Below are 17,004 nucleotides of genomic sequence, written 5' to 3' on the forward strand. Positions count from 1 at the left end.
TAAAGAATGGTATGCTAAAATTAAACACATTTTTTTAAGTGTTAATTAAGCAATTTTTTATGTTTTAATTAGTTTTATTCTGCTTAGGTATAATTTTTGATCAAAATATAGATGCTTCAAACTTAAAAATATTCTATTCTTTAGGAGAAATGCATGATTTCTTTAAAAAAATATATGAAATTAAAATACTTAATAGTCGCAGTTATTTCCCTTGCCTTTTTTCTTTCTGTAATTGTTAGTACATATAGTAGCTATCAAGGAAATGTGAAATTTATGGAAGAGCAGGCTTTGGAAAATAACCGGATATATGCTTTAAAACTATCTGAAACTATTGACCAGTTTATCGGCGATACAAAACGGGTTATGCGTTATAGTGCAGCAGAAATTGGTGAAGAATTTACCAATATGGAAAACCTTCAAGAAGAGGTTAACCGTCTTTATTCGCAGGAAAATACATTTAGTTCTGTCGTTGTAGTAGATGCGAATGCGAATATTTTAGTCAATGCACCACAAGATCTTGGACTGGCTGGAAGTAAGATAACATCAAAAGAAGGGCTAGAAGTGCTAAAAAATCGTACTGCTTATATTACCAATCCTTATATGTCGCCGACCGGTCGTGAAATTATTCTTCTTTCCATGCCTGTCTATGATAAAGAAGGCATATTTAAAGGGGTTGTAAACGGTACGATTTATTTGCATGAGTCGGATATTTTTGAAATGGTTTTAGGCCGGCATCCTTATGAAAATGGTTCTTATGTATATGTTGTGGATTCAAATGGAAAGATCATTTATCATCCGGATAAAGCACGACTAGGGGAAAATGTCTCGCAAAATGAGGTTGTAGAAAATCTGATAAAGGAAAAAAGCGGAGCAAAGGAAGTTGTCAATTCTCTTGATCAGCCAATGCTTGCTGGGTATAGCTCCACTGAAAGAACTCGCTGGGGAATTGTTGTTCAAACACCGTATGAGGAAGCAATAAATGCCGTTGGAAAACAAGTATCGGAAGTCTTTGCACGAGGTTTGCCTTTTATAATTCTCTCAACTATTTTTGTCTTTATACTTGCAACACGTATTGTACGTCCACTTCAAAGTATGGCGGAAATAGCAGGGAACAGTGCACAGGAGCAGGAGATGAATAAACTCAAAGATATTCGCGCATGGTATTTTGAAGTGTTTAAAATTCGGGAAGCACTTATTCAAAGCTTTTCAATTTTGCATGGACAAGTGAATACACTGAAAGAAGAATCCTCAACAGATCCGTTAACAAAGCTGTTAAATCGCCGTACTTTCGATAAAATAATTCACTTATGGACCGAACAGCAAAAACCATATACATTAGTCATTTTAGATGTGGATTACTTTAAAAAAGTCAATGATTCCTATGGTCACACTATAGGAGACGAGGTATTGCAATTTATAGCTAGTAAATTAAAAGAAGTTGTTGGTGAAGAAGATTTAGCTTGCCGTTATGGCGGGGAAGAGTTTATTCTCCTGCTTTCCGAAGAGACGATAGGTAATGCGTTTAGCCGGTTAGAAGTATTCCGTGAAGAAATTTCCCGTCTTATCAGTCCAACGGGGGAAGGGATTACATTCTCAGCCGGAATCGCAAATTATCCGTTGCACGGGGATCAGCCAAAAATCATATTGGAAAAAGCGGACGCAGCGCTATATGAAGCGAAAAAGAACGGGCGGAACCGTGTGGAAATAACAAATGCATAATTTAAAAATCCAGTCTCTCTTTTTAATTAAGAGTGACTGGATATATTAGTTTAATAGAAATTAATCGTAAAGTAAGGACTCTTTTTGCTGCTGTACTCTAAGCCTACAATTGCGTTTTTATAGGCAGGCTGTAATAAATTGTCTCGATGTCCTTTACTATTCATAAAGCCTTCATGCGCATAAATCACATTGTAGTGGCCATACGAAATATTTTCGCCCCATGTTTTGAGCTCGGACTCGCTCATACCGCCGCTGAGCATACGGTCTATTGGCTTTGTTCCTGTTAGACTTGTATGAGAGAAATAGTTGTTGTCAATCATATCTTTACTGTGTTTACGTGCTATCGATGCCCATTGCGGTGAATGTGTAAGCGGATTAACACCTTCAGCAGCACGTGCCTGATTCATCAGCTCGACCATAAGTTGTTCGGAATGTTTTTGCGTATCGGATATATCACCGTAATAGCCAGCTTTGTTCACTTCATAGTCTTTATGGACATAAAGTATTGAGCGAATAACATTCTTTTTATGAATATCATAGAAAAACGTTACATAATAGTCATCTATTAAATAGAAATTATATTCGTTGGAAGCTTGCGTATTGTAAACGACATTTCCGCGATGTACATTTGCATTTTCCGTTCCGTACTTCGCTTTTACATCGCTCGCATTATGTGTGCCGATTTGCAGATCCTGCGCACCGAAGAAGCTTTTGCCTTGTTTCGTCATATACCGTGCGACGATTTTATTGTTGTCGACACCTTCTAATTCAAAATCCAGATTTTTGCCTGTTTGTTTCCAATCAAAGTCATATTCACTATTGTAAGTTGCTAGAGCAGTATCAGGTTTTTCGGCAGGTGGAGGCGTTGGTTCGCTGATGACTTCACCGGTCGTTTTATAACTGAGTGCCCGATAAAGGAATGTTGCCATTTGTGCACTTGTGACATTATTATTCGGTAAGAACTGATTTTTTTCATTGCCTGTTGTAATCCCGTGGCTCGCCAAAATATTTACATAGTCATAGTACCAGCTGGATTTTGAAACGTCTTTAAAGCTGACTGTCGTACCGCCGTTTAATTTCAGGCTTTCTACTAGAATTTTTGATAGATGTGAGCGTTTTACTGGCTGATCCGGATTGAAATTGCCGTATTCGTCTCCATCAAAAATACCTGATTCATATGCCCAAATAATCTCCTGTGTAAAAGGAGCTGAATTCGTTACATCTTTAAACTTTCCATTATAGGAACGCACTTTTGGAATGGCCAGAGCCGAATCACTTGAAAGAAGTGTTTGGAGAATTTTTGATGCTTCTGCCCGTGAAACAGGTTTGCTGAAATTAAATTGACTGCCGGATTTATAATCATACACATTTAAGTTATTTAAATATTGGATGGCTTCCGTATGGGAATTCTGACTGTTTTCTACATCATAAAAAGTCTTTTTCGCAAAGACGTCATCACTCGCCACAAATAATGCGGATGCGAACAGAGTAGTAGCTATAAAGCTTTTTGTTATTCTTTTTTTCATTCGTTTCGACTCCTTTATTAAAACTCTATTTTCCGTTTCTATTATTTTTTGTCTTTACCCGTACAGAAAGGCAACAAAACACGGTGTCCTCTATACATATTAAAACGGCGGGAAAAAAGAGCATGTTCCCGCCGTTTATATTTTATTTAATTAAATACCATAAAGCATCTTTCCATGTCGCATCAACATATGTCCATTCAAACGTACGTAATGGGTACGGTCTGAATGTAGGGGCGAACAGATTTTTTTCGTCGCCGTCAATAAAGATTTGCTGTGGTGCGATTGGAGCAGTAAATACCGCCGTGTCCTCTAAATCTCCATCTTTCGCAGCGTCCTCTTTTTTGGAATCTTCGAGTTCGACAGTTTGGATGCGCGGTTCGGTAACTACGGCTTCTTCAAGGCCTTCTTCTTCGATATTTTCTTCAATCGGTTCGCCGTACATGAACTCTTCTTGTTCAATTTCAGCTTTATGCTGGAATAGCAGGTCAACAGGTTCTAATCTTGTTTTCCCGTCTTCTCCGACTGTATAAATAAGGTTTCTTGAATTGTCTTGTTCATATTTTACAAGCCAACCCTCGTTTACTTGGAAGCTTTCATTTGCTTCAAACGTAGTAATTGTCGCATCTGCAAGTATACCAATCGGTGTTTCCGTTAATAAGTCAGCTGGTTCGATGCTAACTTCATACACTGTATCATCCGGCTTTACTTTATCGTTCTTTTTCATTTCATTAAATGCAATGGAATCCCGTGCAGGTATTTGCTGTTTTTCCAGTACATCTCCATCAATGATCAGTTCGTCTTCTTTGCCTTCATTCAATATAACAGAGGCCTTTTGACCGATTTCGATTTCCTTCCAGTCTTCATGTTCCACATAGGCAACAAATTTCTTTTCAAGTGATTGAATCTGGAAAATGATCGAATCGCCTTCAAGAACAATCTCTTTAACAATCCCTTCAACTGGTGTAGTTAAGGAATTATTATTACTTAACTGGGAAATCATACTGTCCACAATAGTAATTTGGCGTTCAGTTTCCGCAATGGAACGTTCGATAATTGCAATACCTTCTGCTGTTGGCGTATTTTGTTCAATACCAAGCTCCAGCGTTAAATTAATATTCCAGTTTTCAATGTCACCAAGTGTAGTCGAATCGGTTGCAGTACTCGGTGAGGAATTGCTGTTTTCATATTGTAGGTCCGAAACGATTCTTTCTAATTCCGACAGCTCGTTTTCATATGCATCGCGATCCGTCTCAAGACGCGTAAGTTCACGTTCCGCTTCTTCGGGTTTATAAATGGCCAGCTCTGTTAATAGGCTGACACTTTGTCCTTGTGTAACGAGCACTTCGCTAATCGATTGCACAGGTGCTGCGATGAAATGCTCCTGCTTCGCTGCGACAACCGCGTCTGTTTCAAGGATTTTTTCATGATAATCGGCTACAGCAAACTGCACATTATTAATATAGTAGTTTTTCATGATAATATCGTTGTCTTTTAATAGTAGATAACCATTCACTAAAACAAATAATAGGGCTACTAAGCTAAAAACTTTTACCTTTTTTGTTATACGCATTACAGACCAAGCCACCCTTCAATCCAAGTTAAAACAGGAAGAATGCTATACAGCGCAACAAGTGATGCCAATACAATTTGAATAAGTATTAACTTAAACAACAAAGCTTTCGGTCGATCTGTCCAATTCGATAAAAATATGTATTGAATCCATACCGCAATTATCGATGCGACTGTTAGTTGATTCAGGAAGAACAATAAATAGTCATGATAATATACGTATGCCATCATAGGTGCCAGTGAAAACATTGTGAACTGTGTAGAATATCCTGCTATTGCAAAGATAATCACCGTCAGCAATTTTTCAAGAACAATGAAAAAGATGACATATAGCTGTATCTTTCGAATCCAGCCATAATCGATATTTGTCAATAAATGAATCAAATATGTAATGACATAATAATGAATGATAAAAAATAAAATACCTGCTAGAATCGCACCAATTAATGACATCAGTCGAGCGAAACTATACAAATCACCTTCACCATTCACAAGCAATGCTGTTAAATCGGTTGTATTCATCCCCCAGAAGTTGCGGACTATAAAAAACAGTAATGTAAAACCAAAAATAGCCAGCAAAACTCTCCGATACCCTATAAGTCTTTGATCTTCGCTACGTTCAATATTATGTATGAGTTGCGATGGGTGTGAAAGATGATGCCAAAACTTGTACTCGAACATAAATTCACCTCAATATTTTTATTAACATATGCTTAATACCCTAATTTGGAGTAAATAACACATATATTAACAGTGTAATAGAAAATATAATTTTATTATAAACCTTATCGCAAATTAAATGTAAAAAGTATGTAAATAATGAAGAATAGTCTAGGTTAAGCGAGAAAGAAGTGCTACTTTTAGTTAAGGTAGTTGGCAAATATAGGAGTATTACATTTAAAAATAGTCTTAAGGGGTTAGCTGACAATGAATTCAACGAAGCAAAATAGAATCAGATCACTTATTGAAATATTTTTAGTTTCTACACGGTTAGGGCTGACATCCTTTGGCGGACCGACTGCTCATATAGGATATTTTCATGAAGAATATGTACGAAGAAGAAAGTGGATGGATGAAAAAAGCTATGCAGATTTAGTCGCACTTTGCCAGTTTCTACCCGGCCCTTCAAGCAGCCAAGTGGGGATTAGCATTGGAATTATGCGTGCAGGAATACTAGGGGGAATTACATCATTTATTGGATTTACATTTCCCTCGGTAGTAGCGCTTATCGCATTTGCACTACTTATGACCGGATTTAATGTTGGAAATGCCGGATGGATTCATGGCTTGAAAATTGTGGCGGTAGCGATCGTTGCACATGCCATTATCGGAATGGCTAAAAGTTTGACACCTGATCTAAAAAGAAAGGCAATTGCGATAGTGGCATTAATTGTGTCGGTTCTATGGCAAACCGCTTTTAGTCAAGTAGGGGTTATTTTAATTGCCGCATGTATAGGTTACTATTTGCTGAAACAGAAGAATGATGGGGCAGTGGGGCAGTCGCGCTTTCCTGTTTCTAAACGGGTTGGAGGGTTTTGCCTTCTTTTGTTTGTTGGTTTATTGGTAGCTTTGCCTTTATTGAAAGAGGCAACAGGTTCTTATTGGTTAGCGATGTTTGATAGTTTTTACCGCTCAGGTTCTTTTGTTTTTGGCGGGGGACATGTCGTGCTGCCTTTACTTGAAAAAGAATTTGTCCCAACAGGCTGGATGAGTGAAGAAGCATTTTTAGCAGGATATGGTGTCACACAAGCCGTACCAGGTCCATTGTTTACATTTGCCGCTTATATAGGAACAGTAATGAATGGCTGGCAAGGAGGGCTAGTCGCGACAGTAGCAATTTTTTTACCGGCATTTCTATTAGTGATCGGTGCACTGCCGTTTTGGGATCAACTACGACACCATCCGAAAATTACAGGCGCAGTCATGGGCGTGAATGCAGCTGTTATTGGGATTTTAATTTCTGCACTATATTCTCCAATCTGGACAAGTTCTATATTGGAGGCGAAGGATTTTGCTATAGCCGTGATTTTATTCAGTATGCTGGCATATTGGAAACTGCCGCCGTGGATTGTCGTAGTGACCGGGGTTGTAGCGGGATTGGTGTTTTTATAGAAAATAAAAGCTGTCTCTAACGTTGGAGAGGGCTTTTTTCGTCTTTATCTAGCGGAGTTTCTACTTTTTATGTCTTTTGTTCTACTTTTCCTAGGAAATGTTCTACTTCTGGAGCTGAGTGTTCTACATTTCTTTCACTATGTTCTACTTTTTCCTACTAATATTTTACATATTGGGGCACGAGTTCTACTTCCTAAAAAAAACTAGACGAAAGTAAGATTTTAATTGGTATCAAGGTTCTATATTTGTAATTAATATACTAATAAGGAAATCATAAAAGTACCATTTTAATGCCATTAGATATAATTCTGAAAATATAAAAATTATATTATAAAACTAATTATTACCATGTGAATTAATTATTACCAAATAATATACATAAAGTTCTGATAACTAAAGCCTTGCTATTACAAGTATATGGAGGTTTACTTTATATTTCCTAAAATAGCATTGACATTAAAATATCTTACTAATATACTTGTAATTGTTATCGTAATATACGAGACAACATTTAACATAATGATAAAAAAATGTTTTTATTGGAGGAAATCATTCTATGGCTAACCAACCTAAGAAATATACTAAATTCGTAGCAACTGCTGCTACAGCTACTCTTGTAGCATCTGCAATCGTTCCTGTAGCTTCTGCTGCTGGATTTTCAGACGTTTCAGAAAAAAACTCACATGCTGTTAACATTAACGCATTAGCAGAAGCTGGCATCATCGGAGGATATCCAGATGGCACTTTCAAACCAAACCAAGAATTAACTCGTGGTCAAGTTGTTAAAATGTTAGGTAAATGGGTAGAAAACCAAGGTTTCGAAATCCCAGCTGACTATGCAACAAAAGCTCGTTTCACTGACTTAGCTGCAGACGCTAAAGACCAAGAATTAGTAAAATATGCTGCATTAGTAGCTGACACTGGTGTATTCAATGGTTCTAACGGCGCATTAAACGCTGGCGGAAAAATCACTCGTGAAAACATGGCTCTAGTATTAGACCGCGCTTTCAAAGCAATCAACGACACTACATTAGTAGAAGTTGCTTCTGAAATCGAAGACGTTACAGTTGCTGACTTAAACACAGCTAAAGCTGAAGCTCGTGAAGCGATCCAAGCATTACGTAACTTAGGTATTTCTGGCGTTGAAAACTTCATGCCTAAAGATTCAGTAACTCGTGCTCAATTCGCTTCATTCTTAAACAAAACAATCAAAACTGAATTTGAATTAACTGTTAAAGAAGTAGTAGCTGTAGATGCTAACACATTAGAAGTTACTTTATCAGATGATAAAAAACACACAGTAAAATTAGAAACTGCTTTAGAAGCTAACAAAGAAACTGAAGTAACTTTCACAATTGATGGTAAAGAGTACACTGCAAAAGCAACTTTCGTTTTAGCTGTAAAAACTGCTGAAGTAGTTGACGCTTTAAACTTAAACGTTACTTTAACTGATGGTACAAAACACGCTGTAAGATTAACAAAAGCTTTAGAGCCAAACAAAGCTACTGAAGTAACTTTCACAATTGACAAAATTGAACACAAAGCAACTGTAACTTATGTTGTTGAAGACTTACTTTTAGAAGAAGTAAAAGCAATTAACGAAACAGAGTTACAATTTGTGTTTAACCAAGAAGTATTAGAAGCCGGTGCTGAAACTAAAGGTAACTATACGTTTACTGCTAAAGCTCCTTCTAAACAAAAAGCAATCGCTCCAAAATCTATTGAATTACAAGAAGACGGTAAAACTGTAATCGCTCGTTTTGCTGCTGGTACATTAGTTGATGACACTACTTATGAAGTAGTTGCTCAAAACATTGTTGCTGCTAAATTCAATAAATTAGTAGAGTTCGAAGGTACAGTAACTGTTAAAGCTGATACAACTGCTGCAACTCTTAAATCTGTAGAGTACGCTGGTGGTAATAATATCACTGCTACTTTCTCTGAACCTGTTGCTATCCAAGATGCTGTAGTACGTGTTGATGGTGTAAACGTTACTGTTTCAGAAGTAGCTGCTACAACTGTTGCTGGTGACTATACTTACACAATCAATGTTGGTGAAGACTTATCTAAATTAGGATCTCACAATGTAACAATTGTAGGCCTTAAAGACTTAGCAGGTAACGAATCAACTACTTTAAATGGCACTTACACTGTAAGCAATGATACTGTAGCTCCAACTGTAGAATCAGTAAAAGCTGTTTCTGCTACTTCATTCGAAGTGAAATTCTCAGAAGCAGTTAAGTCATTAGGGACTATTAAAGTAACTAAAGGTAACACTGAATTTGAAGTAAAAGAGGCTAAATTAGTAAACGGCACAGTAAGCACATATTTAGTAACTGTTAAACCAGAAAACGGTACTAATAAGTTATATGCTGACAAAGAAAAAACTGTAGCATTAAATGTCGAGTTCAAAGGTTATACTGATAACGCTGAGTTATTAGGTGAAGCTACAACTAAATCTGTAACTTTATCTTTAGATACTGATGCTCCATCATTATTAACAACTTCAGTTAACAAAGTTGCAGTTTCAGGTTCTGACTTAGTATTTTCAGTTGAAATGACTGAAGCTATTGAAGATGTTACTGCTTCTAAAGTGAAAGTAATCAGCCCATCTGGTGTTGAATTATCAACATCTGTTGCACGTGTTGCTGGTATTAAAGGTGCAAACAGTGCATTAGACATCACTGTAGCTACTGAAGATTTAGAGCAAGGTACTTATACTTTAGTATTTGAAGCTGATGCAGTTAAAGATGCACAAGGTTTAGGTAACGCTAAGTTCCAAACAACAGTGACTTCAAAAGCTGTAGATACTTTTGTGGCTCTACCAGTTGATAACATCGCTTTAGAGGCAGGAAACGTTATTAAAGTAACATTCCCTGAAGAAATGACTGATTCAGCATTAGATTTAGCTAACTACAAATTGGATAACGCAGCTTTACCAGCTGGTACTAAAGCGGTATTCACTAACACTGGTAAAACTGCTTTAGAATTACGCTTACCATCTACATTCACTGTAGTTGCTGATGCTGATTATAAATTTGAAGTAGTTAAAACTTTAACTTCTAAAGATGGAGACTATGTTGTAGCTTCATTAACAGATGCTTCTGGTAACACAATTTCTAAAATTGCGAACGCATCTAACACAGTTAAAAACATAACTTTACAAGATAACGTAGCACCAACATTAGTATCTGCTGAATTTGAATTAGCTGATAAAACGGCTACTACTACTGAACAAATCAAGTTAACATTCTCTGAAAATGTTGCAATTGCAGATGATTCAATGGCTTCAGCAATTAATGATTTAGTAGTTACAGTGGCTGGTAACGAAATTCAAGTAAATGATTTAGATGTAAACGGTAAAGAAGTAATCGTATCTTTACAAACTGCTTTAAACATCGCTCAAGCTACAACTATCGATATCCTTCCAGAAGGTGAAGATAACGCAGCTATCGCTATTACAGATACTTCAGTAGCAGCTAACAAAGTTGTTGCTAAGAAAGTAACTGTAACAAAATAATTATTTAACTAATTTTCCCCTTAAACTTCTTTTAAAGAGGTTTAAGGGATTTTTAATTTTAGTGATTGCATAACCTCCCAAGGTTCATGCAATCACTTTTTTTGTCAGAAAATTTGTAAATTACCATAATATTCTATACAATATTCCCTATGGAGGGATGCACATGCATTTTTTTAACCAATTAAAAGTGAATGGGTGTTTGCTAGAAGTACAAGGTTATTTTCAGTCTAAAATGAATGTCCTGGAAATTCAGTGTAAAGAAGTATTGCCGTTGTTTAGAAATTGGAAATATGAAGAAGTGCTTGTTGAAGAATTTGCTTTAATTGATAATGATCAAATGGTTTATTCAGATAGCTCTCCTTTGGTTATAGCAGAAGTTTGTCATAATCAAATCAAGTTATTACATATATAAAACTATCATCATAAATTGGGGGAGTTACATATGAAAGTTCATACTAAATTTCTAGCATCTGCAACAGCAGCTATTCTAGCAGCAACGGCGATTGTTCCAACAGCTAGTGCCGCATCGTTTTCAGATATTAAAGGCAGCGGGCACGAAAATGCGATTACGATTTTATCAGAACAGGGCATTATCGGTGGTTATCCCGATGGCACGTTTAAACCGAATCAAAACTTGACTCGTTCAGATGTTGTAAAACTGTTAGGGAAATATTTAGTTTCATTAGGTCATGAAGTTCCGAAAGATTATAAAACGAAAATGCGCTTTACAGATTTAACGGCGAAATCACAGGATGAATTGTTACAGTACGCAGCATTAGTAAAAGATGTTGGGGTTTTCCAAGGAAGTAACGGGGCACTTATGCACCGTGACCAGTTACGCCGCGACCAGATGGCGACTGTTTTAGTGCGCGCATTTAAGGTCATCAATGATTTCGATTATGTTGAAGCAATGAAGGAAACAGACTATAAATCGAATATTAGTGATTTAAGCAGAACATCTACAGAGCACCAGGAGTCAATTGAAACATTGGCTTACTATGCGGTAACAAAGCAAAAAACATTCAATCCGAAAGATCCGACAAAGCGTGGTCAATTCGCAACATTCCTTTATAATATGCTGCAAATTGAAGTACCTAAACCTGAACCTGAAAAGCCTGTTTTAACAGTAAAAAAAGTTGAAGTACAAGCAGTTGATAAACTGCGTGTTACGCTTTCTGATGATAAGTCGTATATTGTGACATTAAAAACACCATTAGTGGAAAATGTGGAAACTGAAGTTACTTTTGATGTTAACGAACAAACATTTACAACGAAAGTAAAATTTGAAGTACCGGATTTGAAAATCTCTTCTATTACAAATCCAAATGGCGGCCAAGTTGCGATTACATTTAATCAGCCTGTGAAACTGGGGGCAGATCTAAATACGGCAGCCATTAATAAACTTGTTGCGGTTACAGGTATCGATCGTCTTGGACAAGTACAATTGTCAAAAGGACAATTAAGTGAAGATAAGCGCACATTGACGGTGACAATTAATGCAACTGCCGGGCTTGAAGGACGCTACCGTGTCGTAGTTGACGGTATTGAATCCGCAACATCGAAAAAGCTTGTTAAGTATGATGATATTGCAACTTTCATCCCTGATAAAACATCACCGGGAGTTTTGAAAGTAGAAAATGTTTCGGCTACTAAAGTAAAAGTGATTTTTACAGAACCGGTTACAAATCCGATTGGAGTAACTCAATTTAAACTAGCAGATGGTTCAGTTGTTTCAGGTATTCAAGGGACAATTGAAAAAAATGCGACAGAAGTTATTTACGATTTATCTGCAGCTACAGCAAAAGGACAAGTTTTAGCACCAGGTACAGCAATTGCGATTACATTTGGAACAATTATCGATATTTCAAACAATCTTTCTTCGTCAAACCCATTAACAACATATGTTACCAAAGGGGATAAAGATGGCGTTGTACCTACTTTAACGAATGTTACACAAATGGGCGCGAAAAAATTTAAGTTAACATTCTCTGAGGAAATTCGTACAATTATGCCGGCAGACATTACGATTGCTCAAAATACGTATTCACCAGCAATTACGAGTATTGTGAAAGATAAAGACGATGCAAATTCCTATATCGTTACGACAAGTGGTTCGTTAAATGGCTACACTACAATATCGACGACGCCTGGACGCTATATTACCGATGTTTCAGGTGAAGTGAATGTATTTTCGACAGCGTATAACTTTGTAGCAGATACAACAATTCCGTCTGTTGTCAGTACAAATGTTGTGAAGGATAAAGGAGTCGAGTATTTAGAGTTTACATTTGACCGAAATGTAGAAGCAGCGGCATTTGCGCAGGTGACGCTGGCAGGAAGTTATATTTTAAACGGATATACGTATCCGTTAGCAAATAATTTGTTCGGACAGGTCGAAAAATCAACAACGAACGACAAAACAATCCGCGTTCGTTTAAGTAAATTATCTAGTTCTGGTGTGGCTGGGACTACTACTGCAGGTTACACATATTCAGTTGGTGCTACATTCACAGGAGTTACAAGTGAGTATGGACAAGCGGTGAACCCAGCCTATCAGGTTAATTTTGCACGCGGCTCTGATTTTGCACAAAATGAAGAGAAGTTATCTGTATTAAGCGTGGAAACTTCTTATAATGCTAGACAGGGAACAAATATTGATAATAAAACTATTGTCATTACGTTTTCTACACATGTAGACGGTATTACGGCATCGAACCTGCAAAACTATACATTGGACGGTTTGACAATACAGCAAGCAGTTGTTAAACATAATGAACCATACAAAGTATATTTAACGGTTAAGGAAGACATTGCCCAATCCCGCGGTACGAATTTAACGATCAGCAATTTACGGGCTTTGAATTCAATTGTAACAATGGAACCTAAAACGGAACTGATCTTTTTAAATGAAAATATCGCCCCAAAATATCAGTATCATAATATTACAGATACCGATACGATTACTCTTTCATTTAATGAAGCAGTTAAAAATGCATTGAATCATTCGTTTGAGGTTAAAGTGGGCGATTTAGCTGTGCCGATTTCACAAGTTTATTCGACTACTAACGAGCAGGTGGCAATTCGATTAGCCCAACCGTTAAAATCAAACCAAGTTGTTACAATTACACAAACGGCCACTTCAACGGTAAGTGACTATGCAAATAATAAACTAGTCCTATCACCGATTCAATTTACCGTTCCTACGAATATTAATTACTAATATTTGGAGCATATCTATTTCGATAGATATGCTTTTTTATATTTTAATAATACTTTTTAGTCATTTTAACGAAATTGAGTTTATATTCAAATAATTTGTGGAAATGCATAGGTTGTAAGCAAGTTTGAAGAAGGCAACATATTTAATTGTTTTACAAACTAGGAGGTTAATAAAGATGCAGAAAAAGTACAAGAAGTTTTTGACGACGGCGGCTACTGCGACATTAGTGGCATCGGCAATTGTCCCGGCAGCAAGTGCGGCCAGTTTTTCGGACACAGCAGGAAATACACATGAAAAGGCGATTGATTCACTCGTAAGCCAAGGCATCATTTCAGGATATCCGGATGGGACATTTAAACCGAACCGTACATTGACACGTTCGGATGTTGTAAAACTATTAGGTAAATACTTAGTGTCACAAGGTTACAAAATCCCTTCAGATTATAAAACAAATATGCGCTTTTCAGACTTGCGCAGCACTTCGCAGGACGAGCTGTTGCAATATGCGGCATTAGTAAAGGACAACGGTGTATTTAACGGAAGTAACGGAAACCTGTTACCGGCAGATCCGATTACACGTGAAAATATGGCGGTTGTTCTAGTGCGTGCCTATACGAATATTAATAATTTTGACTTCCTAGGATATGTAATCGGGCAGGATTTCAATGAGGATGTAGTCGATTATAACAGAGCAAAAGCAGAAGCACGTTCCGCAATCAGAGTATTGGACTACTATAATGTAACGGGCGTGCCGAACTTCAACCCGAAAGGCTTCACAACGCGCGGTCAGTTCTCTTCATTCCTGTATAAAATGCTTCAAGTGGAAGTGCCGGGAGAAGGATTGAAAGCGGTCGAAGTTATAAATGCTTCGACATTAAAAGTTACACTTACAAACAATACTGAACATACGGTGAACTTAGATACGCCGTTGGAAGCCGGCAAAGAAACGCCTGTTAAATTTACGATCAACGGTAAAGAGTATGGTACTTCTGTCACTTACAATGTTCCTTTAACAGTAAAAGCAGCTGAAGCTACGGGAGCGAATAAATTAAAAGTCACATTAAGCGACAATTCCGAGCACGAAGTTACTTTAGAAAACAATCTTCCTGAAAATGAAGAAACAACGGTAGATTTTAAGATTGACGGTAAAGATTATTCAGCGAAAGTAACGTATGTCGTTACAGAAGTGAAAGTCGCAACTGTCAAGGCACTGAATGGTGGACAAATTGAAGTGAAGTTCAATCAAAGAGTAGACTTGCCTGCCAGCTTATCTTCTGCACAATTGGCAAACTATGTAACGGTTTCGGCTGTAGACAATAGTGCCGTTACTCTTTCGAGAGGGCAGTTAAGCGAAGATGGACGTACATTAACAATCTCCACAAACGGGGCTGCAGCTTTATCAGGACGCTATCTCGTAAAAGTTAATAATGTGAAAAATACAGCTGGTACAACGGTTACTCCATATGATGATGTCGTCAATTTCGGTACGGATACAGTGGCACCTACGTTAATCAGTACAGTAAACCGAGATGCAAAAACAGTTCGCGTTACGTTCTCAGAACCTTTGCGCGCATTTAGTAACAGCAGTATTACATTCAGAATCGCTAACGGTACAAATGTAACAGGTATTACTGGAGAAATCGCAGCGGGTGCTACGTATGCAGACTTTGATTTATCAAATGCGATGGTAAATGGTCAGCCATTAGCGGCAAATACACAAGTGACCGCAACATTTGCAGGACTGCGTGATATTGCCGGAAACTTCAGTACACCAAATCCGTTAACGACTAGCTTTGCGATGGGTGGGGCTGATGGAGTTAAACCAACGCTAACAAGTATTTCGCAAACTGGTCCGAGAACATTCAGACTGACATTCTCGGAACGAATTCAAAAACCTGCAATCGGTGATCTGGAATTACGTTTAGGGAATTCGGCAAATGCGATTACGGCAATTGATGCAGTCGCTGGGGATGATCGTTCATTTACCGTTACCGCTACAAATGATTTAACAGGTGTTTATAATATTGGCACAGCCTCTGGCAAAACAATAACCGATATTTCAGGTGAAACGAATACCTTTACGACTACTCATTCATTTACACTTGATACAGCAGCACCTGAAGTAGCGTCAACTTCTGTAACACGAGAAGGCAATTTTGAGTATTTAAATATTACACTCAACAAACCAGTGGATTTAGTGAATGCATCACGTGTAACCGCTTCCGGCAACTATGTAAAAGGCGGCGTAACACATTCATTCAAAGGTGCGGCAACAGCGTTAGAGTATCGAGAGAACGGCAATCGTAGTGTAGTGCGCGTGAAACTGGACAATTTATTAGGTACAGGAGACACGGATAATGCAACGTATAATGTTACTTTATCATTCACAGAAGTGGACAGTGCGTATGGCGTGAATACAGCGAATAAAGCAGTCACTTTCGAGCGTACATCGGATTATTCTAATAATGAAAATGTACTGACTACGCCGACGGTTACAACTTCAGCGACAGATTCAACATTAACAAACAACCAAGTACGATTGAAGTTTAACCATGTGTTGGATGCAACAACAGCATCCGTTGCAAGCAATTATTCAATCCCAAATGCGAGAATTACGAATGCCCAAGTTCCAAGTGATGCATTAGATACGGTTATTTTGACATTAGCGCAAAATGAAACAACTGCATCCGGTGAGCGTAACTTAACTATTACTGGTGTGAAAGCAAAAGATTCGGTTGCCTCACAAGATAACTTAACAGCCGTAGTCAACTTAAAGGAAAATATCCGACCTGAGCTAAATTCAGCTAAATTCATATCAGCAAACCAGATCGAGCTTACATTTAGCGAGAATGTCAGTGGTCTTGCAGCAAATGCCTTTGATATTGTAAACTCTGCAGGAGCATCGGTTGGAATTGCATCAGTAACACCTTCAACAACCAGCAATACAGCAGTCATTACATTATCAGCTAACCAAACATCAGGTACGAGCGTTACGGTTAAAAAAGGTACAGGTATAGCGAAAGTAGTGGATGCGGCAGGCAATGCTGTAGTTGATACCTTTGAAAAGCAAATTATTTTAGGTACGAACTAAGGTTGGAGGGGGCATACATGCTTGATTGCATGTATGCCTTTTTAGTGTGCCCGGCATGCGCATGAACTATAGGGTGCAAGTCCCGAGCCCCGAAGACAGAAGTAGAGGTTAGCCAAGAGCAAGGGTGTCCGTGGTGACGCGGAATCTGAAGGAAGCTGGCGGCAAAACACCGGTCCGAGGAACACGAATCTCATATAAGGCTAGGTATGGCTGAGCGAGTTTGCTGAACAAAACAAAGCTCCTTCTG

9 protein-coding genes are annotated in these 17,004 nt (G+C 37.8%); 6 read left to right on the forward strand and 3 right to left on the reverse strand.

Translation table 11 applies throughout. The features are described from left to right. Positions 1-153: 153 nt before the first annotated feature. Positions 154-1,719, forward strand: a complete 1,566-nt coding sequence (locus tag B5473_RS09695) for a sensor domain-containing diguanylate cyclase (protein ID WP_079524679.1) — start codon at positions 154-156, stop codon at positions 1,717-1,719. A 50-nt stretch (positions 1,720-1,769) separates the two neighbouring features. Here B5473_RS09695 and B5473_RS09700 read toward each other — a convergent pair whose 3' ends face one another. From B5473_RS09700 to B5473_RS09710, 3 genes are all read right to left on the reverse strand, one after another. Further along, on the reverse strand, positions 1,770-3,245 hold the full coding sequence (locus B5473_RS09700) for an S-layer homology domain-containing protein (RefSeq protein ID WP_079524680.1): 1,476 nt from the start codon (positions 3,243-3,245) through the stop codon (positions 1,770-1,772). 142 nt (positions 3,246-3,387) lie between these two features. Then, positions 3,388-4,815: a 6-phosphogluconate dehydrogenase gene (locus tag B5473_RS09705; RefSeq protein ID WP_079524681.1), complete on the reverse strand. Its 1,428-nt coding sequence runs from the start codon at positions 4,813-4,815 to the stop codon at positions 3,388-3,390. Beyond that, positions 4,815-5,495: an amino acid transporter gene (locus B5473_RS09710; protein ID WP_079524682.1), complete on the reverse strand. Its 681-nt coding sequence runs from the start codon at positions 5,493-5,495 to the stop codon at positions 4,815-4,817. Before B5473_RS09710 ends, B5473_RS09705 begins: the two co-directional genes overlap by 1 nt. 246 nt (positions 5,496-5,741) lie before the next feature. On the opposite strand from B5473_RS09710, the gene B5473_RS09715 reads away from it, so the two are divergent. From B5473_RS09715 to B5473_RS09735, 5 genes are all read left to right on the forward strand, one after another. Next, entirely contained in the window at positions 5,742-6,926 is a 1,185-nt protein-coding gene (locus B5473_RS09715) for a chromate transporter (protein WP_079524683.1), read from the forward strand. A gap of 556 nt (positions 6,927-7,482) precedes the next feature. Then, on the forward strand, positions 7,483-10,446 hold the full coding sequence (locus B5473_RS09720; RefSeq protein ID WP_079524684.1) for an S-layer homology domain-containing protein: 2,964 nt from the start codon (positions 7,483-7,485) through the stop codon (positions 10,444-10,446). 163 nt (positions 10,447-10,609) lie between these two features. After that, on the forward strand, positions 10,610-10,858 hold the full coding sequence (locus tag B5473_RS09725) for a hypothetical protein (RefSeq protein WP_079524685.1): 249 nt from the start codon (positions 10,610-10,612) through the stop codon (positions 10,856-10,858). A gap of 30 nt (positions 10,859-10,888) precedes the next feature. Beyond that, positions 10,889-13,666, forward strand: a complete 2,778-nt coding sequence (locus B5473_RS09730) for an S-layer homology domain-containing protein (RefSeq protein WP_079524686.1) — start codon at positions 10,889-10,891, stop codon at positions 13,664-13,666. 175 nt (positions 13,667-13,841) lie between these two features. Next, entirely contained in the window at positions 13,842-16,757 is a 2,916-nt protein-coding gene (locus tag B5473_RS09735; protein WP_079524687.1) for an S-layer homology domain-containing protein, read from the forward strand. The last annotated feature ends 247 nt before the right edge of the window (positions 16,758-17,004 follow it).

The sequence above is a fragment of the Solibacillus isronensis genome (assembly GCF_900168685.1).
GTDB classification, from domain to species: domain Bacteria; phylum Bacillota; class Bacilli; order Bacillales_A; family Planococcaceae; genus Solibacillus; species Solibacillus isronensis_A.